Source organism: Faecalibacterium sp. BIOML-A1 (genome assembly GCF_009679715.1).
Taxonomy (GTDB): domain Bacteria; phylum Bacillota; class Clostridia; order Oscillospirales; family Ruminococcaceae; genus Faecalibacterium; species Faecalibacterium taiwanense.
On the sequence record NZ_WKZJ01000002.1, the window covers coordinates 312,116 to 337,023 of the forward strand.

At 61.0% G+C, this 24,908-nt stretch carries 22 protein-coding genes and 1 other RNA gene; 15 read left to right on the forward strand and 8 right to left on the reverse strand.

What is annotated here, in order from left to right:
- Nucleotides 1-96: 96 nt before the first annotated feature.
- The 4 genes from GKG36_RS14930 to GKG36_RS03900 all read right to left on the reverse strand — a co-directional run bounded on the left by GKG36_RS14930 (nt 97) and on the right by GKG36_RS03900 (nt 2,969).
- Nucleotides 97-567 carry a peptidoglycan-binding protein gene (locus GKG36_RS14930; RefSeq protein ID WP_154259289.1) on the reverse strand — a complete coding sequence of 157 codons (471 nt, stop codon included), beginning with the start codon at nt 565-567 and terminating at the stop codon, nt 97-99.
- A gap of 51 nt (nt 568-618) precedes the next feature.
- The gene (locus GKG36_RS03890; protein WP_243138966.1) at nt 619-1,248 is read right to left on the reverse strand and encodes a stage II sporulation protein R; all 630 of its coding nucleotides are present in this window, start codon (nt 1,246-1,248) and stop codon (nt 619-621) included.
- A gap of 65 nt (nt 1,249-1,313) precedes the next feature.
- The gene (locus GKG36_RS03895; protein WP_154259291.1) at nt 1,314-2,681 is read right to left on the reverse strand and encodes a PFL family protein; all 1,368 of its coding nucleotides are present in this window, start codon (nt 2,679-2,681) and stop codon (nt 1,314-1,316) included.
- 18 nt (nt 2,682-2,699) lie between these two features.
- Nucleotides 2,700-2,969: an ACT domain-containing protein gene (locus GKG36_RS03900; protein ID WP_005944416.1), complete on the reverse strand. Its 270-nt coding sequence runs from the start codon at nt 2,967-2,969 to the stop codon at nt 2,700-2,702.
- 232 nt (nt 2,970-3,201) lie between these two features.
- On the opposite strand from GKG36_RS03900, the gene GKG36_RS03905 reads away from it, so the two are divergent.
- From GKG36_RS03905 to GKG36_RS03920, 4 genes are read left to right on the forward strand one after another with little or no spacing between them, the layout of a single operon-like run.
- Entirely contained in the window at nt 3,202-3,681 is a 480-nt protein-coding gene (locus tag GKG36_RS03905) for an Lrp/AsnC family transcriptional regulator (RefSeq protein ID WP_005935606.1), read from the forward strand.
- Nucleotides 3,681-4,865: an aminotransferase class I/II-fold pyridoxal phosphate-dependent enzyme gene (locus GKG36_RS03910; protein WP_154259293.1), complete on the forward strand. Its 1,185-nt coding sequence runs from the start codon at nt 3,681-3,683 to the stop codon at nt 4,863-4,865. The genes GKG36_RS03905 and GKG36_RS03910 overlap by 1 nt, the downstream gene beginning before the upstream one ends.
- A gap of 10 nt (nt 4,866-4,875) precedes the next feature.
- A complete protein-coding gene (gene ispE, locus GKG36_RS03915; protein WP_154259295.1) occupies nt 4,876-5,751 on the forward strand; it encodes a 4-(cytidine 5'-diphospho)-2-C-methyl-D-erythritol kinase in 876 nt (291 codons plus the stop codon).
- A 59-nt stretch (nt 5,752-5,810) separates the two neighbouring features.
- Nucleotides 5,811-6,014 carry a DUF378 domain-containing protein gene (locus GKG36_RS03920; RefSeq protein WP_243111924.1) on the forward strand — a complete coding sequence of 68 codons (204 nt, stop codon included), beginning with the start codon at nt 5,811-5,813 and terminating at the stop codon, nt 6,012-6,014.
- Nucleotides 6,015-6,165: 151 nt separating this feature from the next.
- On the opposite strand, the gene GKG36_RS03925 is transcribed toward GKG36_RS03920, so the two are convergent.
- The 3 genes from GKG36_RS03925 to GKG36_RS03935 form a co-directional block, all read right to left on the reverse strand.
- Nucleotides 6,166-6,813 carry an AhpC/TSA family protein gene (locus GKG36_RS03925; protein ID WP_154259299.1) on the reverse strand — a complete coding sequence of 216 codons (648 nt, stop codon included), beginning with the start codon at nt 6,811-6,813 and terminating at the stop codon, nt 6,166-6,168.
- 93 nt (nt 6,814-6,906) lie between these two features.
- Nucleotides 6,907-7,111: non-coding RNA, 6S RNA (gene ssrS / locus GKG36_RS03930), on the reverse strand.
- Between the two features lie 22 nt (nt 7,112-7,133).
- Nucleotides 7,134-7,445 (reverse strand): DUF1292 domain-containing protein, encoded by a 312-nt coding sequence (locus GKG36_RS03935; RefSeq protein ID WP_044954017.1) that lies wholly within the window; start codon nt 7,443-7,445, stop codon nt 7,134-7,136.
- A 239-nt stretch (nt 7,446-7,684) separates the two neighbouring features.
- Here GKG36_RS03935 and GKG36_RS03940 point away from each other — a divergent pair, with 239 nt between their 5' ends.
- Nucleotides 7,685-8,428, forward strand: coding sequence for a peptidylprolyl isomerase (locus GKG36_RS03940; protein WP_242959994.1), 744 nt, complete (start codon nt 7,685-7,687; stop codon nt 8,426-8,428).
- Between the two features lie 230 nt (nt 8,429-8,658).
- Here GKG36_RS03940 and ruvX read toward each other — a convergent pair whose 3' ends face one another.
- Nucleotides 8,659-9,090, reverse strand: a complete 432-nt coding sequence (gene ruvX, locus GKG36_RS03945) for a Holliday junction resolvase RuvX (protein WP_044954016.1) — start codon at nt 9,088-9,090, stop codon at nt 8,659-8,661.
- 142 nt (nt 9,091-9,232) lie between these two features.
- Here ruvX and GKG36_RS03950 point away from each other — a divergent pair, with 142 nt between their 5' ends.
- The 10 genes from GKG36_RS03950 to plsX all read left to right on the forward strand — a co-directional run bounded on the left by GKG36_RS03950 (nt 9,233) and on the right by plsX (nt 24,684).
- Nucleotides 9,233-12,589, forward strand: coding sequence for a PD-(D/E)XK nuclease family protein (locus GKG36_RS03950; protein ID WP_154259301.1), 3,357 nt, complete (start codon nt 9,233-9,235; stop codon nt 12,587-12,589).
- Nucleotides 12,586-16,329, forward strand: a complete 3,744-nt coding sequence (locus tag GKG36_RS03955) for a UvrD-helicase domain-containing protein (RefSeq protein WP_154259303.1) — start codon at nt 12,586-12,588, stop codon at nt 16,327-16,329. Before GKG36_RS03950 ends, GKG36_RS03955 begins: the two co-directional genes overlap by 4 nt.
- Before the next feature lie 399 nt (nt 16,330-16,728).
- Nucleotides 16,729-17,307 (forward strand): translation initiation factor IF-3, encoded by a 579-nt coding sequence (infC, locus tag GKG36_RS03960; protein WP_005944384.1) that lies wholly within the window; start codon nt 16,729-16,731, stop codon nt 17,305-17,307.
- Between the two features lie 18 nt (nt 17,308-17,325).
- Entirely contained in the window at nt 17,326-17,529 is a 204-nt protein-coding gene (gene rpmI, locus GKG36_RS03965) for a 50S ribosomal protein L35 (protein ID WP_005928215.1), read from the forward strand.
- Nucleotides 17,530-17,583: 54 nt separating this feature from the next.
- Nucleotides 17,584-17,934, forward strand: a complete 351-nt coding sequence (gene rplT / locus GKG36_RS03970; RefSeq protein ID WP_005928218.1) for a 50S ribosomal protein L20 — start codon at nt 17,584-17,586, stop codon at nt 17,932-17,934.
- A 203-nt stretch (nt 17,935-18,137) separates the two neighbouring features.
- Nucleotides 18,138-18,920, forward strand: coding sequence for an RNA methyltransferase (locus GKG36_RS03975; protein WP_097775255.1), 783 nt, complete (start codon nt 18,138-18,140; stop codon nt 18,918-18,920).
- The gene (gene dprA / locus GKG36_RS03980) at nt 18,917-20,053 is read left to right on the forward strand and encodes a DNA-processing protein DprA (protein WP_154259305.1); all 1,137 of its coding nucleotides are present in this window, start codon (nt 18,917-18,919) and stop codon (nt 20,051-20,053) included. Before GKG36_RS03975 ends, dprA begins: the two co-directional genes overlap by 4 nt.
- 128 nt (nt 20,054-20,181) lie before the next feature.
- Nucleotides 20,182-22,266 (forward strand): type I DNA topoisomerase, encoded by a 2,085-nt coding sequence (gene topA, locus GKG36_RS03985; RefSeq protein ID WP_097781621.1) that lies wholly within the window; start codon nt 20,182-20,184, stop codon nt 22,264-22,266.
- Nucleotides 22,267-22,278: 12 nt separating this feature from the next.
- Entirely contained in the window at nt 22,279-23,652 is a 1,374-nt protein-coding gene (gene trmFO / locus GKG36_RS03990; RefSeq protein ID WP_154259307.1) for a methylenetetrahydrofolate--tRNA-(uracil(54)-C(5))-methyltransferase (FADH(2)-oxidizing) TrmFO, read from the forward strand.
- 15 nt (nt 23,653-23,667) lie between these two features.
- The gene (gene plsX / locus GKG36_RS03995) at nt 23,668-24,684 is read left to right on the forward strand and encodes a phosphate acyltransferase PlsX (RefSeq protein ID WP_154259308.1); all 1,017 of its coding nucleotides are present in this window, start codon (nt 23,668-23,670) and stop codon (nt 24,682-24,684) included.
- Nucleotides 24,685-24,908: the final 224 nt, after the last annotated feature.

Below are 24,908 nucleotides of genomic sequence, written 5' to 3' on the forward strand. Positions count from 1 at the left end.
GGCAGTGCGGAAAAGCTTCCGGTTTTGCCAGAGGCTCCCTCTTTGAGGGAGCTGGCACGGCGCAAGCCGTGACTGAAGGAGTTCGCTTCCCTTAAATCAGAACATCTTCTCCCACGTTTCTTCGCCGACCGCGCCGTCGGCGGTAAGGCCGTTGCGGCGCTGGAACCGCTGCACAGCCGCTGCCGTTGCCGCGCCGAACCTACCGTCGGCGTTCAGCCGTTCACCCAGCGAATTGAGCTTCTGCTGCACCAGACGCACCGTGCCGCCGGAAGAGCCGCTGCGCAGGGCAATGCCGGGGTAGGGCACATGCAGGCCGTGCTTGGCCGTGTAGCGGGTGTAGAGCACGTTCCATGTGTTCGCGCCCACCTTGCCGTCCACATTCATCTTGTTTTTGAGTTGGAACTCCTTCACGGCGTTCTCGGTGGAAATGCCGAATTTTCCATCGGCCTTCAGCTCGCCGTACCATGTGCAGGCATCGCGTACACCGTTGAGCCAGGTCTGCACAAGAGCTACGTCCGGCCCGGAGGAGCCGCGCTGGAGCAGGGAATAATAAGCAGGAATCGCCATAATGATCACACGCTCCTTTCGCCACATGCTATGCGGCGAAAGCGCCGGGCGTTACCCCACAAGCACCACATCCTCCCGGCGGGCGGTGCGCTGCTGCACCCATTCCACCAGCCGGAGCCGGAGGATGTACTCCCCGCACACAAGGTCGTTTTCGGCGGGCCGGGCATAGCTGCCGCAGGCAGAGCGGCACAGGCCCGGGTAGAGCACGCACCACCAGTTGCGGCCTTTTCCGGCACCGAGATCGATGCGCAAAGCGTCGTACCGCCCGGCGGGAAGAGTGCCCGAAGCGTAGCGCCGGGTGTCGAAGTACATGTTCACCAGCTGCACCCGCACCGGAGTGCGGATGTTCAGCTGTGCCAGCGCGTGCCGAGCCGTGAGCTGCAGCTCAAATAGATGCTGCGCCGCCCAGGCGATCGCTTCCGGTTTGCTCTGTGCCGGGCAGGCGGTGTCCAGATAGGCAAGCACGGCATCCCGCACATGGAGCTTTGCGCTCTGGCTGGCAATGGAATCGCTCTCAGCCCGGATGTGCAGGCGCAGGGTGTCGGCGCACACCAGCGCCCCGGTGTCCAGCTGGGTGCGGCCCCATGAAAATGCCTGCCATGCGCCACACAGAGCAAGGGCGAGAAACAGGCCAAGGCAGAGCAGAGCCATCTGAGAACGTGTAAGCATTCTGGATAACATAAAAACAGACCCTTCTTCTGGAAATGTTATCCAGAGGATGGGCCTGTTGGAGTAGATTTATTCTCTTAGTTCTTCAGCGACTGCATGGGGGCAGGCAGTCGGCCGCCGCGGTTGATGAACACGGACGGGTCGTGCTGGTTCACGGCCATGATGGGGCCATAGCCCAGCAGACCGCCAAAGTCCAGCACCTCGCCGACCTTGCGGCCAATGGCGGGAATGACGCGCACGGCGGTGGTCTTGCTGTTCACCATGCCGATGGCGGCTTCGTCAGCGATCAGGGCGCTGATGACGGCCGGGGTGGTGTCGCCCGGGATGATGACCATATCGATGCCCACCGAGCAGACGGCGGTCATGGCTTCCAGCTTTTCAATGGTCAGGCAGCCGATCTCGGCGGCGTGGATCATGCCGGCGTCCTCGCTGACCGGGATGAAGGCACCGGACAGACCGCCCACGTGGTTGGAGGCCATCACGCCGCCCTTTTTCACGGCATCGTTCAGCAGGGCGAGGCAGGCGGTGGTGCCGCAGCAGCCGCAGGTCTCAAGGCCCATCTCTTCCAGAATGTTGGCCACACTGTCACCGATGGCGGGGGTAGGTGCCAGCGAAAGATCAATGATGCCGGCGGGCACACCCAGTGCCTGAGAAGCCAGATTGGCCACTAGCTGGCCCACGCGGGTGATCTTGAAGGCGGTGCGCTTGACCAGCTCTGCCACCTCGTCGATGGGGGCATCCTTGGGCAGGCGGGCCAGTGCGGCGCGCACAGCGCCGGGACCGGAAACGCCCACATGGATCTCACAGTCCGGCTCGCCGGGGCCGTGGAATGCACCGGCCATGAAGGGGTTGTCCTCCGGTGCGTTGCAGAACACCACCAGCTTTGCGGCACCGATGCACTGACGATCAGCCGTCAGCTCACTGGCCTTCTTGACGGCCTCGCCCATGAGCTTGACGGCGTCCATATTCAGTCCTGCCTTGGTGGCACCGATGTTCACCGAGCTGCACACGATGTCGGTCTCGGCCAGTGCGCGGGGAATGGACTCGATCAGGCGGCGGTCACCGGCAGAAAAGCCCTTGTGCACCAGAGCACTGTAACCGCCCACAAAGTTTACACCCACCTTTTTACCGGCGGCATCCAGAGTTTTTGCAAACTCCACAGGGTCGGCATCCGGGCAGGCACCCAGCAGCATGGCGATGGGTGTGACACTGATGCGCTTGTTGATGATGGGAATACCGTACTCGGCACTGATATGCTCCACCGTGGGCACAAGGTTTGCGGCCTTGGTGGTGATCTTGTTATAGATGTTCTCGCACGCCTTCTTCGGGTCCGGGTCGATGCAGTCCAGCAGGCTGATGCCCATGGTGACGGTGCGCACGTCCAGATTGTCCTGAGTGAACATCTCGATGGTCTCGAGGATGTCACCGGTATTAAACATACTCATAGCTGTGTACTCCCTCCATCAGATGGTGTGCATGGCATCAAAAACTTCCTGACGGGTAACATTGATCTGCATGCCCATCTCGGCAGCCAGCGCGTCGGTGCGCTTGTGCAGCTCTTCGTGGCTCACATTGCAATTACTGATATCCACCAGCATGATCATGGCGAACATGCCCTGCAGGATGCTCTGGGTCACGTCCTCGATATTGATATTCAGTTCGGTGCACAGACCAGCGACCTTGGCAACAACGCCCACGGTATCGTGACCAATGACGGTAATGAATGCTTTCATCGTTTCCACCCTCGTTTTCCTTTTGATGAACGGTGCCGCAAGCGTTCCGGCACACTCTTACCCTTCCAGTATAGCAGATTTGGCAAAATTTGAACACACTTTTTGTAAAAAAGAACAGACACGAGGAGAAAAAGACATTCTATCCCAAAAATTGGGTGCAATCTTTTACAGCTTGTGCTATACTTATAGATAATTTATTTCCCGATTACGGGCTGAGAAGGAGCAAAATACTATGGAACAGCTTTTGAAGATCCTGGAAGACAATGCGCGGCTGCCCATTGAGGATATCGCCACGATGCTGAATAAATCCCCCGCCGAGGTGGCGGCCATGATCGATCTGGCCCGGGCGCAGGGAATCATCAAGGGCTACAAGACCCTTGTGGACTGGGAAAAGGCCGGTGTGAACCGTGTGGAGGCCGTCATCGAGCTGAACGTCAGCCCCAAGAAGAGCCGCGGCTTTGACGAGATCGCAGCCACAATTGCCGCCTTTGACGAGGTGGAGAGCGTGCTGCTGATGAGCGGCGGCTACGACCTGCAGCTGGTGATCAAGGGCCAGACCTTCCAGGAGATCGCCCTGTTCGTGGCAAAGCGCCTTTCTCCGCTGGACGATGTGCTGTCCACCGCCACCCATTTTGTGCTGCGCACCTATAAAAAGGAGGGCCGCCTGTATCAGGACGAAGAAATCGATGAAAGAGAGTGCACGGTGCTGTGATGGACTACGATAAACTGATCGCGCCTGCCGCTGAGGCCATGCGCCCCTCCGGCATCCGCAAATTTTTCGATCTGGCTGCCGAAATGCCCGAGTGCATCAGTCTGGGCGTGGGCGAGCCGGACTTCAAAACGCCATGGGCTGTGCGCGAAGCCGGCATTGAGAGTCTGGAACATGGCCGCACCCGCTACACCTCCAACGCAGGCCTGAAGGAGCTGCGCGCCGAGGTGGCAAAGTATCTGGAACGCCGCATGGGCCTGCACTACGACCCGCTGCACGAGGTGCTCATCACGGTGGGCGGCAGCGAAGCCATTGATATGTGCATCCGCACGCTGGTGCAGCCCGGGGACGAGGTCATCATCCCGGAGCCCTGCTTTGTGTGCTACGAGCCCATCACCACCCTGTCCGGCGGTGTGCCGGTGCATGTGGCTTGCCGTCAGGAGGACGAGTTCCGCCTGCGTGCCGATGCGCTGAAAGCAGCCATCACCCCCAAGACAAAGCTGCTCATCATGCCGTTCCCCAACAACCCCACCGGTGCGGTGATGGAGCGCGAGGATCTGGAAGCTGTAGCTGAGGTGCTGCGCGGTACCAACATCATGGTGCTCTCCGACGAAATTTATGCAGAGCTGAACTATGGCCTGCGGCCTCATGTTTCCATTGCCACCCTGCCCGGCATGGCCGAGCGCACCATCGTGGTGAACGGCTTCTCCAAGACTTACGCCATGACCGGTTGGCGTCTGGGCTATGCCTGCGGCCCGGCACCCATCATCCGGATCATGACCAAGATCCACCAGAGTGCTATCATGAGTGCCCCCACCACCAGCCAGTACGCCGCCATCACTGCTCTGAAGGAGTGCGACGGCGAGATCGACCGCATGCGCGACGAGTACAATATGCGCCGCCGCCTTGTGGTGAAGTCCTTTAACGATATGGGCCTGACCTGCTTTGAGCCGCGCGGTGCGTTCTACGCCTTCCCCTGCATCAAGAGCACGGGCATGAGCAGTCAGGATTTCTGCACGAAGCTGCTGGAACAGAAGCATGTGGCCATCATCCCCGGCGACGCCTTTGGCGCTTCCGGCGAAGGCTACGCCCGCATTTCCTACGCCTACAGCGTGGAGCATCTGAAGGAAGCGCTCCGGCGCATCCGGGAATTCCTGCAGGAAAACAGCATCTATCACGGCATCTGAGGAGGAACAAATGGCAAGGCTGAACTGCGTGACCATTCTGGCCCCCGCAAAGCTCAATCTAGCGCTGGACGTTGTGGGCCTTCTGCCGGGCGGCTACCATGATCTGGACATGACCATGCAGGCCATTACCCTGTACGAGCGGGTGGTGCTGCGCCGCAGCCCCTACCTGAACCTGCGTCTGCCGGGCAGTCTGGTGGCCCCCAATAACAAAAACACTGCCATCAAGGCAGCGCTGGCTTTTTTTGACTACACCGGCCTTCTGGCGGGCGTGGACATCACCATCTATAAAAATACCCCGGTGCGGGCGGGCATGGCGGGCGGCAGTGCCGATGCTGCCGCTGTGCTGGTGGGCATGAACGAGCTGTACGGTGCGCACCTTTCCATGAGTGAGCTGTGCGCGCTGGGCGCAAAGATCGGTGCGGATGTGCCCTTTGCCCTGATGGGCGGCACCTGCCGGGTGCAGGGTGTGGGCGATTTTCTCAAGGCGCTGCCGCCGGTGCCGGAGTGCTGGTTCACGGTGGTGATGCCGGACTACGGCGTTTCCACCCCGGAGGCCTTTGCGGCCTATGACCGGGTGGGCAGCAGCATCCACCCGGACTGCGGAGCGCAGGAAGCCGCTATCCGTGCCGGAGATCTGGATGCCCTTTGTGCCGCCGCCGGCAATGCGCTGGAAGAGTGCAGCGGAGCAAAGGATACCGGGGCCATCAAGGCCCTGCTGCGGGAGCATGGCGCTGTCACCGCCCTGATGACCGGCAGCGGTGCGGCGGTGTTCGGCGTATTCCGGGACGAAGGGGCCGCACGGGCTGCTGCACAGGCCGCAAAGCGGCGCTGGAAGCAGGTGTACGTGGCGCAGCCTGACCGCGGCGGCGCACGGGTGAGCCGATAAAAATGCATAGACCTCCTTCCCACGGGGCATACTGCCCGCAAGGGAAGGAGGTCTTTTTTGTGCAGACCTTTTATAAAATCTGTCTGATCTTAATGATCGTGGGCGGCATCAACTGGGGCCTTGTGGGGCTGTTCCAGTTCGATTTTGTGGGCTGGCTGCTGGGCGGCAGCGCATCCATCTGGTCGCGCATCGTGTTCACACTGGTGGGCATCGCAGCCCTGTGCGGCATCCCGGGGCTGTTTTCGGATGAAACGGATGAATGACCCTCTCAGTCAATGCCTACGGCATTGCTAGCTCCCCCGAAAGGGGGAGCTTTATTGTGCCTGTCCTCCAGAAGTAAAAAAGCTCTCCCTTCGGGAGAGCTGGCGCGTCAGCGCCTGAGAGGGTCAATGACAGGTGCTTTTGCTTGTTGACTCAATTACTGCTTCCGTCCAGATCGTCCCAGCCCACCAGATCCGGCAGGGTGAGCGTTTCGTCGGAGCAGTGGGGGTGTGCACGCCGCTGATCCTCGGCCATGGTGCGCACCACCTCGTGGGTGATCTCACGGATGGCGGCGCAGTCCTCCGGCAGGTCGGTCTGGCTGCGGCCGGAGTGGGTAAACAGGATCTTACCCATGTGGCCCACCACCAGCGTCAGCGGCAGCTGCTGCGGAGCATTGCTGTTGTAGCGGTAGCCCTGCTCTTTGGCCGCTTTGTAGATGCGCTGGGCCGCAAAGCTCCAGCTCAGGATGCCGCGGGCCTGTTCTACGCCGAGGTAGCCGTACAGCACCCCCGGCGCGTCGCAGATGAGGGTGAAGGGAAACTCGGCCCCCTGTGTGGCCTTTGCCACCATGCGGGGCGAGGAACGCACCACGCAGGCCAGCCGCACGCCGCGCAGTCTGGGCAGGGTCTGCAGGTAGCGGGTCAGATATTCCCGGGTGACAGGGTGGTCAAAGGCAGGCAGGAAGATCATGACAAGAGGGTGCTCCCCTTCGCACAGCTTGTAAAAATCATTGCCCGGTGTGGTGGGGGTATCAAAGGTAAAGCGGGGGATGGAGGTGCCCACCAGATGTTCTGACTTCATGCCGCAATGCACATCCTTTCAAGATAATAAAAAAATCCACACACTGCATCTCTGCAGAAAGTGCAGAGGACAGCGGTGGATGGATTGCTATAAAAAGATCCCGCCCGGTCGTCTGCGGTCAATCAAACCTACCCTTACGGACAGGTGGGTGCCCTGTCTCCGGGTTCGCGCTTCCTCATCGAGCCTTCATGGTCGCCCCATGACGGGGAGGTCTGCAATCCACCGGGGAACTCCAGGCTCCCGTTGAATGATTAGTAGGATCATATAAACCGCAACAAATCGAGCCGGGCAGGAAGTTTTGCCGGGTAATTTGTCTGGAATTATTCTTCGATGTCGTACTCGTCGCTCAGGCGCTCTTCAAACAGCTTGCCCAGCTCCAGCAGCAGCTCGTCGTCATCCACGACATCCAGATATTCGCCTTCATCATCCTCGCCAACGCTCAGAATGACCAGCTGAGCATTCTCAGCTTCCTCTTCGGTCTCGGCGTATTCCACAGCAGCCAGATAATGCACGCCCTTGTGGTCCAGCGCATCGATCACCTCAAATGTGATCTCGTTGCCGTCCTCATCCTCCAGCGTCATCAGGTCGGGCTGATCTTCTTCGGTATTAGGGTTCTTGATTTCGTCAGACATAGATATTGTCTCCTGTATCGTGTCATAAAACGGGCTGTTTGTGTGCCGCCCGCTTGGCCTGCATATAGTGTAGCGTTTTTTTGCCTGCTCGTCAAGATGCTTTTTCGCACAGAAATTGTGCAGCAAATTTTCACGCATTTGCTCTCGCACTCTGCGGCAGAATATGATATACTATCCTCTGAATCTTCTGTGCACGGTGTGTCGTGCAGGTTACTATAGAGTATGGAGCGTGGGCGGAAATGATGCATAAAAAAAGATGGGCGGCGTTTGTGCTGGCAGCGGCGCTGGTGCTGACGGGCTGCAGTGCCGGGAGCTTTCTGCACTTTGGCAAAGGCAGCGGCGGCAGTACAGTCCAGAAGATCGACCGCCCGGCAGTGGAATCGGCAGAGCTGCAGTTTGCCCACCCTGCGGCGGGGGACACCATTGCGGTGTTTGATACCTCGGCAGGCGTGTTCAAGGCGGTGCTTTTCCCGGACAAGGCCCCGCAGGCCTATGATAACTTTGCGGGCCTTGTGCAGGCAGGCTACTACAACGGCCTGACCTTCTCCCGCGTGGAGAGCGGCTTTGTGGTGGAAGCCGGGCAGGGGGCCGACGGCAGGGGCAACACCATCTGGAACGGCAGCCGCTACCCGGCTGAGACCACCGACAGCCTGCACCATTATTCCGGTGCCCTGTGCATGGGCACGGATGCTTCCGGCGAGTGCGCCAGCGTTTTTTACGTGATGCAGACGCTGCCGGGAGACCAGTCGGTGACGCAGGAGCTTGTGGACCAGATGAACAGCGCGGGCTACCGCGCAGAGGTGGTTTCGGCCTATCAGACCGCCGGCGGCGCGCCTTATCTTGACTACACCGATACCGTGCTGGGGCAGGTGTACGAGGGCATGGACGTGGTGGATGCCATCGGCCAGACCGCCGTGGACGAAAACCAGAAGCCCCGTGAGGATATCACCATCAACAGCGTGAGCATCGAGACCTATCAGTGAACCAAAAGGCACCCGCAGCGTTCAAAACTGCGGGTGCTTTTTTATAACTCCTTCAGTCGCCTGCGGCGACAGCTCCCTCAAAGAGGGAGCCCTTGGCAGTGCGGCAAAGTTTTCCTTTTCGCCAGAGCCTCCCTCAATGAGAAAGACTTCCCCCGGCCGGGGGAAGATGTCACGCAAGTGACAAAAAGGGGAGCAGTGGCATCGCGCCAGCGATGACGGAAGGAGTTGAATCAAATCTCCCCCGGATGTTCCTTCCGCCATGCAAGATAATCGTCCAGAATGACGGTGGCGCTGACCGAATCCAGGATCTCCTTGCGCTTTGTGCCAAAGGTGCCGCTCTCATCCAGAATGTCGGCGGCGGCGCAGGTGGTCTGGCGCTCGTCCCACATGCGTACCGGCAGGCCGCTCCAGATTTCGACCGTCTTTGCCAGCTTGCGGCTCTTGATGGCGCGTTCGCCCTCGGTACCATCCATGTTCAGCGGCAGGCCGATCACGATCAGCTCGGCTCCGATCTCCTTGGCCACTTCGCACACCCGTGCCGCCACCTTGTTGCGGGCTTTCAGGGTGATCTGCGGGGTGATGGCCGTTGTAAGGAACTCGGTGCGGTCACAGGTGGCAAGGCCGGTGCGGCTGTCGCCGTAGTCAACAGCTAAAATTTTCATACAGGCTTCCTCTCTTGTGTGGAAAAGTTTGTCGGTCCAAGTGTACCACAGCTGCAGGCTAAAAGGTAGAGAATCACACTTTTTTTGAGAGGATTTTCGTGTTACAATAAACACAGATCGTTTTTTTAGGAGGAAGTGCCCCATGCTCAAACTGGTTTTAGGCGGCTCCGGCAGCGGCAAGACCACCCTGCTCTATTCCCGCATCAAGGCCCGGGCCGAACAGGGCCGGCGCAGCATCCTTCTGGTGCCGGAACAGTTCACTTCCAGCACGGAGGGCCGCATCTACCGGGAGCTGGGCGATGCTCTTTCCGGCATGGTGGAAAGCTTTTCCTTTACCAGTCTGGCCGAGCGCATCCTCTCTGCCGAGGGCGGCGCGGCGGTGCAGACCCTTTCGGACGCGGGCCGCGCCGTGCTGGTGCGCCGCGCGCTGGAAGAGCTGCAGGATCATGTGCACTACTACTACCGCCACCGCCGCAGTGCGGCCTTCTGCCAGATGGCGGCCCAGACCATCGACGAGCTGAAAAGTGCCGGCCTTTCCGGCGCACAGCTGGCAGAGCTTGCGCCGGACTGCGGGCCGGAAAGCGGCAAGCTGAGCGAGCTGGCACTGATCTTTCAGGGGTACGAAACGCTGCTGGCGGGCACCGGCATGGACCCCGCCGACCGGCTGGAGCTGGCGGCTGACCGGCTGGAAGCCGCTCTTGCCCGGGGTGAACTGCCGGACTTTCTGCGGGAGCGGGAAGTGTTCATTGACGAGTTCGATACCTTCAACGCACCCAAAAAGCGGCTGATGGGCGCGATGCTGGCGGCGCTGCCCACCGTCACGGTGGCCCTGTGCGACGATGGTGCGCCCATGGTGCCGGGGGATATGGGGCTTTTTTCCGGCGCAAAGCAGGTGGCCGCACAGCTGCGGCAGCTGGCCCGCAAAAACGGTGCTGATGCGGCAGTGCCGGAGCTGCTGCGCCGCGACCTGCGCCATAAGGATGCGCCCGGACTTGCGGCTGTGACAGAGCTTTTGGAGACTGGCACCTGTGAGGTGCCGCCCGCTGCGCCGGAGGTGCGGTTGTTTGCCGCTGCCAGCCGGGAAGAGGAAGCCCGCTGCACCGCTGCGGCCATCCGCCGCCTGATGCGGCAGGGCGTGCGCTGCGGCAAAATGGCCGTGGTCTGCCGCAATATCCCGGATTACCGTGCGGCCATCCGGTACGAGTTCCGCATGGCAGATATCCCGCTTTACTGCGATGAACCCACCACCCCGGAGTTCAGCGCCCCGGCTACGGCGGTGCGTGCACTGCTGGCACTGCTGCGCGGTGCGGATATGACCGAAAACCTGACCATTCTTGCCAAGACCGGCCTGTGCGCTCTGACCGAGCCGCAGGTCTGCGCGCTGGAAAACTATGCCTATACCTGGTCACCCAATGCGGCGGCATGGCGCACAAAATTTGAGAAAAGCCCCAAGGGCTTCGGCGAAAATGAACTGTCCGATGAGGATGCAAAAACGCTGGAGGATGCCGAGACTGCCCGCCAGCTGCTGGTAACAGCCGTGGACGAACTGCGCAGCAAGGTGCGGGGCGGCAGCGCCGAACAGATCAGCCGGGAACTGTATTTCTGCCTGAAAAAGCTGGGTGCAGAAGAGCAGCAGGCAGCGCTGGTGGAAGCCGTCCGCACTGCCCGGGGCATCCCGGCGGCAGAGGAAGCGGCCCGCGAGTGGAACGTGGTGATGCAGCTGCTCAACGAGATGGCCCACCTGCTGGGCGGGCAGGGTGTGACCCTTGCAGAATATGAGGACCTGTTCAGCCTGCTGCTGCGCTCTTCGGACCTTGGGCACATCCCGCAGACGCTGGATGCCGTGGTGCTGGCAAGCGCGGGCAAAATGCGTCTGGACGCGCCGGACTATGTGTTCGTGCTGGGCCTTGCGGAGGGCGAATTTCCCTGTGCACCGTCCGAGACGGGCCTTCTGACCCATGCCGACCGCGATGTTCTGATGGCAAAGCAGATCGACCTGCCGGACTGCTTTGAGAACCGCGTGGTGCGCGAGCAGGTGTGCGTTTACAAAGCCCTCACCGCACCGGCAAAGGGGTTGTGGCTCAGCTGGCCCAAGGGGCAGGGCAAGACCCTGTGCGCAGCGCTGGAACCCATCGTGGAGGCCCTGCACCCGGCGGCACCGGAGCTGGAGCTTCCCGACCTTGCAGCCACTCCCGCCGATGCACTGGATACGCTGGGCGGCTGGCCGCTGACCGACACGGAACGCGCCAGCCTGACTGAGGCGCTGCGTCTGCCGCAGACGGATGCACCCCGGGGCCTTGCTCTGCTGCGCCGCATGGAGGAGGACCCGCCCCGGCAGGTGAACGACCTGTCCGCGCTGAGCGGCCTGCTGGGGCAGCGGCTGCGCATTTCGCCCAGCCAGCTGGAAAAATACTATACCTGCCGTTACGGCTATTTTTTGCAGTATGTGCTGGGCCTGAAGCCCCGCAGGCGGGCCGAGCTTTCTGCCGACCAGAGCGGCACCCTGATGCACTGGGTGCTGCAGATGGCGCTGGACCCGCACCCGGATGTGGATAATCCCTGCGCCGGGCTGGCCCCATTTCTGGAGCTGGACGATGAAGCCATGGCAGGCCTTGCCAGCCTGCTGGTGGACGAATATGCAAAGCGCTATCTGCCGGAGGATACAGCCCGGTTCGCCTATCTGCTCTCACGGCTCAAAAAAAGCATGACAAGCCTTTTGTGCTACCTGCGGGACGAACAGAAGCAGTCCTGCTTCCACCCGGCAGCCTGTGAACTGCGCATCGGCTCCGGGGAGGATGCCGTGCCCGGGCAGGTGTATCATCTCTCGGATGGGCGCACCGTGCAGCTGGTGGGCACGGTGGACCGCGCCGACGAGTGGGTGGAGGAAAACGGCACCCGCTGGGTGCGGGTGGTGGACTATAAGACCGGCACCAAAAAACTGAACCTGAAAGAGGTATACTGCGGGCTGGACTGCCAGATGCTTTTGTATCTGTTCAGCCTGACCCGGGATAAGAGCGGCCGCTTTACCGGTGCGGAACCGGCAGGCGTGCTGTATCTGCTGGCAGACCCGGCCCCCAAGACCACCAACCGCCAGCAGGCACAGCAGGACGTGCAGTACGAGCTGGACGGCCTTGTGAGGGACGAGCAAAAGGTGTTCGATGCCATGGATGCGGATGAGACGGGCCGCTACCTGCCCTTTGGCTACCGCAACGGTGTACCCAGCCCCAGCCAGAAGGATAAGCGTGCCGATATTGCAAAGCTCAACCGCATCCAGCTGCATCTGGATGATCTTGTCACCCAGATGGGCCAGCAGCTTTACGATGGGCAGATCGCTGCGGAACCGCTGGTGGCAGGCGCAGGCAGGAACCCCTGCGTCTGGTGCGACTACAGCTTTATCTGCTGCCACGAGACCGGCATCGGCGAGCGGGCACTGGAAGCCCCGGCCAAACCCTTTGAGCCGGAAGAGACTGAGAACGAGAAGGAAGGTGAGCAGGCATGAGTGAGCCCAAATGGACCCCGGCCCAGCGCGCTGCTATTGAGGACCGGGGCGGTGCGCTGCTGGTGAGCGCGGCGGCGGGCAGCGGCAAAACAGCGGTGCTGACCGAACGCGCCGTGCGGCTCATCACTGATCCGGACCACCCGGTGGATGCGGACAAACTGCTCATCGTCACCTTTACCAATGCGGCGGCGGCAGAGCTGCGGGCACGCATCGGGCAGACACTGCTGCGGCTCAGCCAGCAGCAGCCCCACAACACGAGCCTGCGCCGCCAACGGATGCTTTTGCAGCGTGCGCCCATCTGTACCATTGATGCGTTCTGTCTGGACCTGCTGCACAAGCACTTTCAGGCACTGGACATCCCGCCGGACTTTGCCCCGGCAGATCCCGGCAGCGTGGAGGTGCTGCGGGCTTCGGCGCTGGCCGAAACGCTGGAAAATGCCTACCGCGACCCGGACTTCTGTGCCTTTGCAGACCTTTACGGAAAGGGCCGCACCGATCAGGCCGCAGGCAATACCATCCTGCATGTGTACGATTTTCTGCGCGCTCTGCCGGACTACGACCGCAGGCTGGACGAATATCTGACACCATGGCAGCGGGAAAACGGCTTTGCTTTTACCTGCTGGCATGACCTGCTGCTGGCGGAAGCGGCCCGCTGCGCAAAGGCCGCGCGGGAACTGCTGACGGCAGCACTGGCAGACTGTAAGGAAGATTTTGTCCTTGCACAGGCACAGGCCGAGGAAAAAGGCAAGACCGCTGCTTCCAAGGCAAAGGCCGTGGCTGGTGTCAACGATAAATTTGCAGAGCCGCTCTCCCGGCTGGAAAGCGCCGCCGCCCTGCTGGGCGAGGTGGAACGGTTGGCTGCGGCAGGGCAGTGGACACCGCTGTACGATAAGCTGACACCCTATGTGCTGGGCATGGAGGAGATACCCGGCTTCAAGGGCATGAAAAAACGGCTGACCGGCGATCATAAGGTAGCGGTCAGGACCCGCGCAGACGAAGCTGCCAAGCTGTTTGAGCACATTACGGAGCTTGTCTCCTGCAGCGAGGAGGAAGCCGAAGCCGACCGCAGAGCGGCCCTGCCCCGGCTGCGGGCGCTGTTTGCCGCCGTGCGGGATTTTGATGCCCGCTTCTCGGCAAAGAAAAAGGAGCGCAAGCTGCTGGAATTCAGCGATTTTGAGCATCAGGCCCTGCGGCTGCTGCGCACACCGGATGGCGTGTGCACCCCGCTGTGCCAGAGCATCCGGCAGAGCTATGCCGCCGTGATGGTGGACGAATATCAGGACACGAACGCTTTGCAGGATGCCATTTACCGCTGCCTTGCTTCCCCGGCGGGGGATGACCTGTTTCTTGTGGGCGACCTGAAGCAGAGCATCTACCGCTTCCGTCAGGCCGACCCCAGCATCTTCCGGGCTAAGCTGAACGCATGGGCACCGTTGCCCAGCGGCACTGCCCGCCCCCGCCCGGAGGAGGGTACGGCAGGCGGAAACGCTCTGCTGGCGCTGGATGCGAACTTCCGCTCCGCCCCGCAGGTGGTGGCAGGCATCAACTTTATCTTTGAACAGCTCATGACCCCCCAGCTGGGCGATACGGCTTACGGTGACGGCCAGCGTCTTGTGTGCGGTGCACCCGGCGAATACGCCGGCAGCGTGGAAGCGCACTTCCTGCCCGACGACACCGCTGAGACCGACGCGGCGTGGATCGCCCAGCGCGTTGAAGAACTGGTGAAAAACGGCGAACCAGTGCGGGACGGCAGCTCCACCCGCCCGGTGCAGTACGAGGATTGCTGCATCCTGCTGGCGGCGCGCGGCGACTTCCTCGCTTATGAGGAAGCGCTCACGGCCCGGGGCATCCCGGTGTATGCGGATGCGCGCGAAAACTTGATGGAAGCAGCGCACATCCGGCCGCTGATCTCGCTTTTGAAGGTCATCGACAACCCGGCGCAGGATATCTACCTTGCCGCCGCCATGCTGGGGCCGATGTTCGGCTTTACGGACGACGACCTTGTACGCCTGCGTGCCCAGAGCGCCGCAATGCAGAAAAAGGCGCAGGAGGAACAGGGCGCGAAGGAAACGGGCAAAAGGGCTTCCCGCATGAGTCTGTACGGCGCAGTGCTGCAGGTGGTGCAGAATGGTGATGAAACTTCGTTCACCCGAAAGGTGAAAGACTTTTATGACCGACTCACCGCACTGCGGCGCATGGCCCGCAGTGCCCCGGCAGAACAGCTGCTGGAAGAAATCTTTGTCTCCACCGGCTATCTTGCTGCGCTGGGCGTACTGGAAAACGGTGCGCACCGCCGGGAAGATGCCCGGCGTTTTGCGGCTTTCTGTGCACAGACCGGTGCAAACGGCATCTCGGCGCTGGTGCGTGCCATCGACGCGGCGGCGCAGGCCGGTTCTACCGGGCAGGACACTGTGCCCGGCGGTGCGCGGCCTGGCTGTGTGACCATCATGACCATCCACCGCTCCAAGGGTCTGCAGTTCCCGGTGGTGTTCGTGGGCGACACGGCCCGGCACTTCAACCTGAGCGACACTTACCAGCCGGTGCTGCTGCACCGGGAATACGGCGCGGGCCTGCGCCTGCGCCCGGAACAGGGCGAGAGCATGTACAAGACTGCAGCCTACGCTGCTCTTGCCAGCGTCCATGCACAGGAAACGCGCAGCGAGCAGATGCGCCTTTTATATGTGGCGCTCACCCGTGCACAGGATAAGCTGATCCTCACGGTGCCGCTGGGCATGACCAAGACCGGCAATCCCTTTGCCAAGGCGGCAGCATTCCTTGCTGCGGGCGCGGGAGAAACGCTGAACCAGCAGGCGGGCAGCTTTGCCGACTGGCTGCGTGCAGCGCTGCTGGTGCATCCCTTCGGCGGGCCGCTGCGGCGGCTGGCAGGAGATCTGGAACTGCCCTTTGTGTTTACGGAAAGCGAGATCATGGTCACGGTGCAGGAAGCTCAGCCGGAGCCGGAAACACCGGAACAGGAACCGGAAGCGGCAGAGCCTGTCCCGGCAGACCCGGCATTGGTGGCTCAGCTGCAGGAGGGCTTTGCATGGCGGTATCCGGCGGCAAAACTGGCTGCGGTGCCCGCCAAGGTCAGCGTGACCAGCATCGTGCACAAGGCCGAGCAGACCACGCTGGAACGCCCTGCCTTTCTCTCCAAGGACGGACTGACCGCCGCCGAGATGGGCACGGCTCTGCACGCTTTTCTGGAACATGCGGACTTTGCCTCCCTTGCTGCTGCCAAAGCGGCGGGCACGCTGGAGGAAGCCATTCTGACCGAGCGTCAGCGGCAGGTGGACAGGCAGCTTGTGGCCCCGGAGATCGCGGAAAAGCTGGATGTGAGCCGGATTCGCCGCTTTGTGGAAGGCGAAGCCTTTGCAAAGATCTGCGCAGCCGAAAAGGTGCTGCGGGAGCTGGCCTTCATCACGGCGCTGCCCGCGTCGGCCGTGCTGACGGCACAGGGAGCTTCCGCGCAGGAAGCCGCTGCCGTGCAGGATGAGCAGGTGCTGGTGCAGGATGAGCAGGTGCTGGTGCAGGGCATTGCAGACCTTGTGCTGGTGTTCCCGGATCATCTGGAACTGCTGGATTACAAGACCGACCGCCGCAAGACCGAAGCGGACTTCCTGAGCGCCTACCGCCCGCAGCTGAACCTCTATGCCCTTGCCATCGATAAGCGCTTTGCACCGAAGAAGGTAACGTATAAGGGCATCTACTCGCTGGAGCTGGGGAGGCTGATCGAAGCATAAGGAAAACGGGCTCGCCCTCTCAGTCTCGCATTTGCTCGACAGCTCCCCCAAAGGAGGAGCCCTTGGCAAAACCGCAAACTTTGTATGGACTGCCAAAGCCTCTCACTTTGGGAGAGGTGGCATTGCGTAAGCAATGACGGAGAGGGCGAGGACGCTATCGGAAACTTACTTCTTTTTCAAAAGTCATATTTTTCCCGCAAAACGCATAAAAAGTGCTTGACAGCGTTTTCTGCCTGTGGTAAAATAGCCGGGTAAAGAAAGCAGCTACGGCCTGTGCCGCGCTCGCCTTGCGAGGGAAAGATCCCCCGGGCTATACCTGAAGGCAGTTCATTATGAGTGGACTGCGGCTTTGAGTGAATTTTTGCGCGGCTGTCCTGAAAATGGGCGGCCGCGTTTTCTATGCCAAATATTGCAACAAAATGGATTTTGTTTGGAGGTGCATTCATTATCGCTACCGCTGGAAAGTCGAAGGAACTGGAGATCAACGGTCAGATCCGTGACCGTGAGGTCCGTCTGATCGGTGCAGACGGCGAGCAGAAGGGCGTTGTGTCCATTCAGGTGGCCATGCGCGCTGCTGAAGATGCTGGTCTGGATCTGGTCAAGATCGCACCGCAGGCTGTTCCGCCTGTGTGCAAGGTGCTGGATTACGGCAAGTACCGTTTTGAACAGCAGAAGAAGGAGAAGGAAGCCAAGAAGAACCAGAAGGTGGTCGAAGTTAAAGAGACCCGCCTTTCGCTCAACATTGACACCAACGACTTCAATACCAAGCTGAACCAGACTGCCAAGTTCCTGGCAGCTGGCCACAAGGTTAAGGTTTCGATCCGCTTCCGCGGCCGTGAAATGGCGCACAGTGCTCTGGGCGCAGACGTGCTGAAACGTTTTGCCGAGGCTCTGCCTCAGGCATCCACCGATAAGCCGCCGGTGCTCGAGGGCCGCACGATGTCCATTCTGCTGATCCCGAAACCCAATAAGGACTAATTTTAGGAGGAAACTAAAATGGCTAAGATGAAACTGAAGACGCACTCCGGCGCTAAGAAGCGCTTTAAGCTGACCAAGAACGGCAAGATCAAGCGCGGCCACGCATTCCGCAGCCACATCCTGACCAAGAAGACCACCAAGCTGACCCGTGGCTACCGTCAGCCCAGCTACGTTGATAAGACCAACGCAGCTACCATCAAGAGCATGCTGCCCTACGCCTAAGAGCGAGCCGCAGGCAAACACATTCTATTGAGACAACTAAAGGAGATATAAAAAATGGCACGTATCAAGGGCGCAACCATGACTCACAAACGTCGTAAGAAGATGCTGAAGCTGGCCAAGGGCTTCTACGGCTGCAAGAGCAAGCACTTTAAGATGGCCAAGCAGCAGGTCATGAAGAGCGGCAACTACGCTCTGGCTGGCCGCCGCATGAAGAAGCGTCAGTTCCGCAACCTGTGGATCTGCCGCATCAACAACGCAGTTCGTCCTCTGGGCATGAACTACTCCACCTTCATGGCTGGTCTGAAGAAGGCTGGCATCGAGCTGAACCGCAAGATGCTGTCTGAGATGGCTATTAACGATCCCAAGAGCTTTGCAGCTCTGGTCGAGACCGTCAAGAACGCCTGATTAGGAACTTGAATCGTGACGCCCGCGCGTATACGCGGGCGTCCGTTTTGTATCCGGGGTTCTTACGGCAGGGGAACATGTTTTTCAGGGCAGCGCCCTGCCGCAGGAACGCTTTGTGGCAGACGCTGCCCTTTTTGCATTTTTTGAACAAGACGGCAGACTACTTTTTGAACGACAGTACAGCGAAAGGTTGAATACACACGATGGACGAAAAAATCACCAGCCGGGAAAACGCAAAGATCAAATACGCCTGCCGCCTTTCTTCCAGCGCGGCATTCCGCCGCAGCGAGGGCCGCTTTCTGGCCGAGGGCCGCAAGCTCTGCCCGGAGCTTGCCCGCGGTGCGCAGCTGGAGACCTTATTTTATACGGAGAGCGCTATGGCAAAGTGCCCGGAGCTTGCTGGTCTGCCCGGTGAACACTACCTTGTGGAAGACCATGTGGCCGATAAGCTGGCCGATGTGGGCACCCATCAGGGGGTGTTCGGCGTGTTCCGCACCCCGGTGCACACACTGGACGAAGTGAAGGCGGGCGGGCGGTATCTGGCGCTGGAACGGGTGCAGGACCCCGGCAATGTGGGCACCCTGCTGCGCTCTGCTGCGGCCTTTGGCTTTGACGGTGTGATCCTGAGCGACGGCTGTGCCAGTGTGTATGCCCCCAAGACCCTGCGCGCTTCCATGGGAGCCGCCGTGCGCATCCCGGTGATCGAAGCCGGTGCCATGCCCGATGCCATCACCCAGCTGCGCGCAAAGGGGATCACCTGCCTTGCTGCCGCGCTGTACAAGTCTCAGCCGCTGAGCGCGGCGCAGGCAAGCTACCCCGGCGGCGTCTGCGTCGTCATCGGCAGCGAGGGTCAGGGCCTGACCGATGAGACCATTGCTGCCTGCAGCAGCACGGTGCGCATCCCCATGACCGACCGGGTGGAAAGCCTGAATGCCGGCATTGCGGGCAGCATCCTGCTGTGGCATTTCCGGGAGGAAAGCCTATGAGCGGCCTTGCAGGGCAGACCAGCCTTTTCCCGCCGGAGCCTGCCCCGGATCCGCTGCTGTGCTGGCTGTGGCTGGCCCATGTGCTTGGCCCGGCCAGCGTTCACGCGGGCCGTGTGCTGGATGCCTTTGGCGGTGCACAGGAAGCATGGGAGGCTCGCGATACGGCAGAATTTCGTCTTGCAGCGGGGGAGGCAGCAGCTCTGCGGGCGCAGCAGCTGGCCCCGGAACAGTACCACCCACTGGTGATGCGGTGCGATGATCTGGGTGTGCGCATCCTGCCGTTTGACGACCCGGACTATCCGCTGGCGTTTTCCCGCATCCCGGATATGCCGCTGGTGCTCTACTGCACCGGCGATCCGCTCTGGCTCAACGAGCCGGGCGCGGTGGGCATCGTGGGCAGCCGCAAGCCTACCGAATACGGCCTGAACGCAGCGGCGGACATTGGCGGGGAACTGGCCCAAAGCGGCGCTTTGATCGTCAGCGGCCTTGCGGACGGGCTGGACAGCGCCGGGCACCGCGCTGCTGTCAAAAACAACTGCCCTACCATTGCTGTGATGGGCGTGCCCATCGACCGCACCTATCCTGCGGCCAATGTGGTGCTGCGGCACAAGATCGAGCAGAAGGGCTGCGTGATCAGTGAGTACCCGCCCCGCAGTGAGGGCGTTGGCCCAAATGGATTTTTGCAGCGCAACCGGCTCATTGCGGCGCTCAGCTCTGCATTGCTGGTGGTGGAAGCGCAGGAAAAAAGCGGCACCATGTCCACCGTGTCTCACGCCGAACGCTATGGCAAGCCGGTGTTCGCGGTGCCAGGCAGCATCTACTCGCCCAATTCCGCAGGCACAAACGGCCTTTTGCGGGACGGCAGAGCGCGTGCCGTGTGTTCTGCTGCGGACCTGCTTGGCCCGCTGGGCCTGCGCCGGCAGAGCGCAGCGGCGGTGACGGCAAAGCAGCCGGAGCCTCTGAGCGAGAATGAGCGGAAGGTGCTTTCCTGCATCGGGCCGCAGCCCCTTGGCATTGAGGAGCTTTGCGTGCGCAGCGGCCTGCCTACAGCGATGCTGCTGGGCACCCTGATGAAGCTGGAGCTTTCCGGCCGGGTGCTGTGCATGCCGGGCAAGCGGTATGTGATAAAATAGTATAATTTCTGCTGGCGCAGCACACAACAGCTGTGGTATGATATAAAAATAGAGAATCCCGTACTGTGCAGTTGCACGGTGCGTTCCTGATAGAGAAGAAAGAAAATTTGAAATGGGAGTAAACTCGAATGGCGAAACTGGTTATCGTGGAGTCGCCTGCTAAGGCGAAAACCATTGGCAAGTATCTGGGCGATGATTACGAGGTCACCGCAAGCATGGGCCATATCCGTGACCTGCCCGCTTCCCAGCTGGGCATCGATGTGGAGCACGGCTATGCCCCACAGTACATCAGCATCAAAGGCAAGGAAAAGCTCATCAAGGAATTGAAGAGCAAGGCCAAACACGCAGACGGCGTGCTGCTGGCAACCGACCCGGACCGTGAGGGCGAAGCCATCAGCTGGCATCTGGCAAACATTCTGGGGCTGGACCCCCACGAGCCGAACCGCGTGACCTTTGACGAGATCACCAAAAAGGGCGTGAAGGAGGGCATGGCCCATCCCCGCGCCATCGACGAAGATCTGTTCAACGCACAGCAGGCCCGCCGTGTGCTGGACCGTCTGGTGGGCTACAAGCTCAGCCCGTTCCTCTGGCGCAAGGTGCGCCGGGGCCTTTCCGCAGGCCGCGTGCAGAGCGTGGCCGTGCGCCTGATCGATGACCGCGAAAAGGAGATCGAGAGTTTCAAGCCCGACGAATACTGGAACGTGGATGCCACCCTCGGCGCAGGCCACAAGAGTTTTACCGCCCGGCTGGCCACCGATGCCAGCGGCAAAAAGCTGCTGCCCAAAAGCGAAGCCGAGGCCCGCGCCATTGAAAAGGGTCTGGAAGGGGCCGAGTACGTGGTGGCAGAGCTGAAAAAGGGCAAGCGGGCAAAGCAGCCCACTCCGGCTTTTATCACCAGTACCCTGCAGCAGGAGGCATCCCGCCGCTTGGGCTTTACGGCCACCCGCACCATGCGCGCTGCCCAGACCCTGTACGAAGGCGTGGACATTGCAGGCCACGGCACCATGGGTCTGATCACCTACATGCGTACCGACAGCCTGCGCATCTCGGATGAAGCCGTTGCCGCCGCAAAGGAATATATCGCAGGGGCCTACGGTGAAGCCTATATCTGCCCCTACAAGCGCACATGGAAGACCAAGAGCGCCACTGCCGCACAGGATGCCCACGAGGCCATCCGTCCCTCGGTGCCGTCCCTGACACCGGACGAGGTGGACAAGAGCATCAGCGGCGACACCGCAAAGCTCTACCGCATGATCTGGAGCCGCTTCATGGCCAGCCAGATGGCAGACTGCCAGCAGGACACCGTGTCCGTCACGGTCAGCGCGGCGGACTACCGTTTCAAGGCCAGCGGCTATACCGTTACCTTTGACGGTTTCACCGTCCTGTACGAGGAAGCCACCGACGAAAAGGAAAAGAAGGAGACCGCCCTGCCTCCGCTGGAGCAGGGTCAGGTGCTGAAGCTGCGCGACCTGAAGAGCGAGCAGAAGTTCACCCAGCCGCCCGCCCGCTACACCGAAGCGACCCTCATCAAGGCTCTGGAAGAAAACGGCATCGGTCGGCCTTCCACCTACGCACCCATTATCACCACCATCATCGACCGCGGCTATGTGGAGCGCGACCAGAAAAAGCTCAAGCCCACCCTGCTGGGCCGGGCGGTGGATGGCCTGATGCTGGAACAGTTCCCCCACATCGTGGATGTGGACTTCTCCGCCCAGATGGAGAAGAATCTGGATAAGATCGAGAGCGGCAAGGCCGACTGGCACAAGACGGTGGATGACTTCTACCAGGGCTTTGCGGCAAGCCTCGAGCAGGCCGAAAAGAACATGGAAGGCAAGAAGGTCAAGGTGCCGGACGAGCCTTCCAGTGAGGTATGCGACCTGTGCGGCCGACCCATGGTCATCAAGGTGGGCAAGTACGGCAAGTTCCTGGCCTGCAGCGGCTTCCCGGAGTGCCGGGGCACAAAGCGGCTGGTCAAGGATACCGGCGGCATCTGCCCCAAGTGCGGCAAGGGCCGTATGCTGGAGCGCAAAAGCTCCAAGGGCCGCATCTATTATGGCTGCGAGCGCTACCCGGACTGCGACTTTATGACATGGGACATGCCGGTGCCCACCAAGTGCCCCAAGTGCGGCAGCACCATGTTCCGCAAAGGCTCCAAGCTGTATTGCGCAAAGGAAGGCTGCGGCTACGAGATGCCGGTGCCGAAAAAGGACTAAAAGGATAAAACTATGAACTATAAAGTAACCGTGCTGGGCGCTGGTCTTGCGGGCTGTGAAGCCGCCCTCTGGCTGGCTGGCAAGGGCGTGCAGGTAGACCTGTACGAACAGAAGCCCGTGCATTTTTCGCCCGCACACAAAAGCGCAGGCTTTGCGGAGCTGATCTGCTCCAACAGCCTGAAAGCGGAGCGGCTGGACTCTGCTTCCGGCCTGCTGAAGGAAGAGATGCGGCGGATGGGCAGCCAGCTGCTGAACGCCGCCGAGACGGCCCGCGTGGCCGCTGGCGGTGCGCTGGCGGTGGACCGCGACGCATTCAGCGCCGAAGTGACCCGCATGGTGGAAAGCTGTGAAAATATCACTGTCCACCGGGAGCAGGTGGAGCATATCGATGCATCTGCCCCCATTCTGGTGGCCACCGGCCCATTGACCGACGGCGCACTGGCCGATGAGATCGGGGCCTTGACCGGTGACGAGCGTCTGCACTTCTACGATGCTGTGGCCCCCATCGTCACCGCCGAAAGCCTTGATTACAACAAGGTGTTTGCTGCCTCCCGCTATGACCGGGGCGAGGCCGACTACCTGAACTGCCCGTTCAACAAGGAAGAGTACGAGAATTTCCACGCAGCTCTCGCTTCGGCAGAGCGTGCCCCTCTGCACGACTTTGACACCGGGGCCGAGCAGTCTGCTCAGCCCGACCCGGATGCCCACGGCAAAAAGGCCGACACCGTCACCGTGTATGAGGGCTGTATGCCCATCGAAATTATGGCCGCCCGGGGTGCCGACACCATGCGCTTCGGCCCGCTGCGCCCGGTGGGCCTTGTGAATCCCAACACCGGACACCGTCCATGGGCCAATGTCCAGCTGCGGGCCGAAAATAAGGAACGCACCCTGTATAACATCGTGGGCTTCCAGACCAACCTCAAGTGGGGAGAGCAGAAGCGGGTGTTCAGCATGATCCCCGGGCTGGAAAATGCCGAGTTTGTGCGGTACGGTGTCATGCACCGCAACACCTTCCTCGATGCGCCCCGGGTGCTCAGCGCCCAGCTGTGCCTGAAAGAACACCCCAATGTGTTCTTTGCGGGCCAGATCACCGGCTTTGAGGGCTATATGGAAAGCGCTGCCTGCGGCCTGCTGGCGGCCCGCAGCCTGTATGCCCGGCTGGAAGGCAAAGAGCTGCCCGCCCCGCCTGCCGACACCATGTGCGGCGCACTGGTGCAGTACCTGACTACCGAGAACAAGCACTTCCAGCCCATGGGCGCGAATATGGGCATCCTTCCTCCGCTGCCGGAGGAGAGCCGCCCGAGGGACAAGCGCCTGCGTTACATGGCACAGGCCCGGCGCGCTGTTGCCAGCTTCCAGCACTGGCTGGATGAAACTTCTCTTTAAGAAGGGAGAAAAGCTATGAAGATTATCGTGGACATGATGGGCGGCGACAACGCCCCTCTGGCTGTGCTGGAGGGTGCCGCACAGGCCGTGAAGGAGTACGGCGTCACCGTCGTAGGTGTGGGCGACGAAGCGCTGGTGCGCAGGACCGCACAGGAAAACAGCATTCCGCTGGACGGCATTGAGCTGGTGAACTGCACCGAGGTCATCGACATGTGCGATGAGCCTGCCCGTGCCATCCGCCAGAAGAAGGATTCCTCCATCGTGGTGGGCCTGAACATGCTCAAGGACGGCAAGGGCGATGCCTTTGTTTCCGCCGGCAGCACCGGTGCGCTGCATGTGGGCGCAAGCCTGATCGTGCGCACCCTCAAGGGCATCAAGCGCCCGGCTCTGGCTACCATGGTGCCCGCCAAAAAGCAGGCTTATCTGCTGCTGGACTGCGGTGCCAATGTGGAGTGCCGCCCCGAGATGCTGGCAGCTTTTGCCGTGATGGGCAGCTGCTATGTGAACAGGGTGGAGGGCCGCCGCAGCCCCAGCGTGGCGCTCGCCAACAACGGTGCGGAGGAGAGCAAAGGCACCCCCATGCTCAAGGAAGCACACCAGCTGCTCAAGACCACCCCCGGCATCCGCTTTGTAGGCAATATTGAGCCCCGCGATGTGCCCAATGGCGAAGTGGACGTTGTGGTGTGCGACGGCTTTACCGGCAATGTGATCCTCAAGCTGACCGAGGGCGTGGCAAAAATGCTGCTGGGCATGCTGAAGCAAATGTTCCTCGCAAACCTCGGCGGCAAGCTGGCCTATCTGCTGCTCAAGGGCAGCGTGGCAGACCTGAAGCACCAGATGGACAGCGAGGAGTACGGCGGCGCACCCTTCCTGGGGGCCAAGCAGCCGGTCATCAAGGCCCACGGTTCTTCCAAGGCCAAGGGCATCAAGAACGCCATCCGTCAGGCAAAGATCTGCGTGGAGAACGATCTGTGCGGCACCATGCAGTCTGCGCTGGACGAGCTGGCTGCGGCACAGAAAACTGAGGAATAAGGGAAGCGGGCTTGCCCTCTCCGTCATTGCTTCGCAATGCCACATTCCCCACTCTGTCGCTATTGCGACATCTCTCCCCGGCCGGGGAGAGTCTTTCCTCAGAGTGAGAGGCTTTGGCAGTTCGTGCAGACTGCATCGATTTGCCAAGGGCTCCCCCTTTGGGGGAGCTGGCGAACGGACGTGAGCCTGAGAGGGCGAGGATGCTGACCATCAATAAGGGAGCT

Coding starts and splice junctions, on each gene's coding strand:
- GKG36_RS14930 (WP_154259289.1), bottom strand. CDS start 567: ATGGCGATTCCTGCTTATTATTCCCTGCTCCAGCGCGGCTCCTCCGGG.
- GKG36_RS03890 (WP_243138966.1), bottom strand. CDS start 1,248: ATGTTATCCAGAATGCTTACACGTTCTCAGATGGCTCTGCTCTGCCTT.
- GKG36_RS03895 (WP_154259291.1), bottom strand. CDS start 2,681: ATGAGTATGTTTAATACCGGTGACATCCTCGAGACCATCGAGATGTTC.
- GKG36_RS03900 (WP_005944416.1), bottom strand. CDS start 2,969: ATGAAAGCATTCATTACCGTCATTGGTCACGATACCGTGGGCGTTGTT.
- GKG36_RS03905 (WP_005935606.1), top strand. CDS start 3,202: ATGGAACAGCTTTTGAAGATCCTGGAAGACAATGCGCGGCTGCCCATT.
- GKG36_RS03910 (WP_154259293.1), top strand. CDS start 3,681: ATGGACTACGATAAACTGATCGCGCCTGCCGCTGAGGCCATGCGCCCC.
- ispE (WP_154259295.1), top strand. CDS start 4,876: ATGGCAAGGCTGAACTGCGTGACCATTCTGGCCCCCGCAAAGCTCAAT.
- GKG36_RS03925 (WP_154259299.1), bottom strand. CDS start 6,813: ATGAAGTCAGAACATCTGGTGGGCACCTCCATCCCCCGCTTTACCTTT.
- GKG36_RS03935 (WP_044954017.1), bottom strand. CDS start 7,445: ATGTCTGACGAAATCAAGAACCCTAATACCGAAGAAGATCAGCCCGAC.
- GKG36_RS03940 (WP_242959994.1), top strand. CDS start 7,685: ATGATGCATAAAAAAAGATGGGCGGCGTTTGTGCTGGCAGCGGCGCTG.
- ruvX (WP_044954016.1), bottom strand. CDS start 9,090: ATGAAAATTTTAGCTGTTGACTACGGCGACAGCCGCACCGGCCTTGCC.
- GKG36_RS03950 (WP_154259301.1), top strand. CDS start 9,233: ATGCTCAAACTGGTTTTAGGCGGCTCCGGCAGCGGCAAGACCACCCTG.
- GKG36_RS03955 (WP_154259303.1), top strand. CDS start 12,586: ATGAGTGAGCCCAAATGGACCCCGGCCCAGCGCGCTGCTATTGAGGAC.
- infC (WP_005944384.1), top strand. CDS start 16,729: ATGCCAAATATTGCAACAAAATGGATTTTGTTTGGAGGTGCATTCATT.
- rpmI (WP_005928215.1), top strand. CDS start 17,326: ATGGCTAAGATGAAACTGAAGACGCACTCCGGCGCTAAGAAGCGCTTT.
- rplT (WP_005928218.1), top strand. CDS start 17,584: ATGGCACGTATCAAGGGCGCAACCATGACTCACAAACGTCGTAAGAAG.
- GKG36_RS03975 (WP_097775255.1), top strand. CDS start 18,138: ATGGACGAAAAAATCACCAGCCGGGAAAACGCAAAGATCAAATACGCC.
- dprA (WP_154259305.1), top strand. CDS start 18,917: ATGAGCGGCCTTGCAGGGCAGACCAGCCTTTTCCCGCCGGAGCCTGCC.
- topA (WP_097781621.1), top strand. CDS start 20,182: ATGGCGAAACTGGTTATCGTGGAGTCGCCTGCTAAGGCGAAAACCATT.
- trmFO (WP_154259307.1), top strand. CDS start 22,279: ATGAACTATAAAGTAACCGTGCTGGGCGCTGGTCTTGCGGGCTGTGAA.
- plsX (WP_154259308.1), top strand. CDS start 23,668: ATGAAGATTATCGTGGACATGATGGGCGGCGACAACGCCCCTCTGGCT.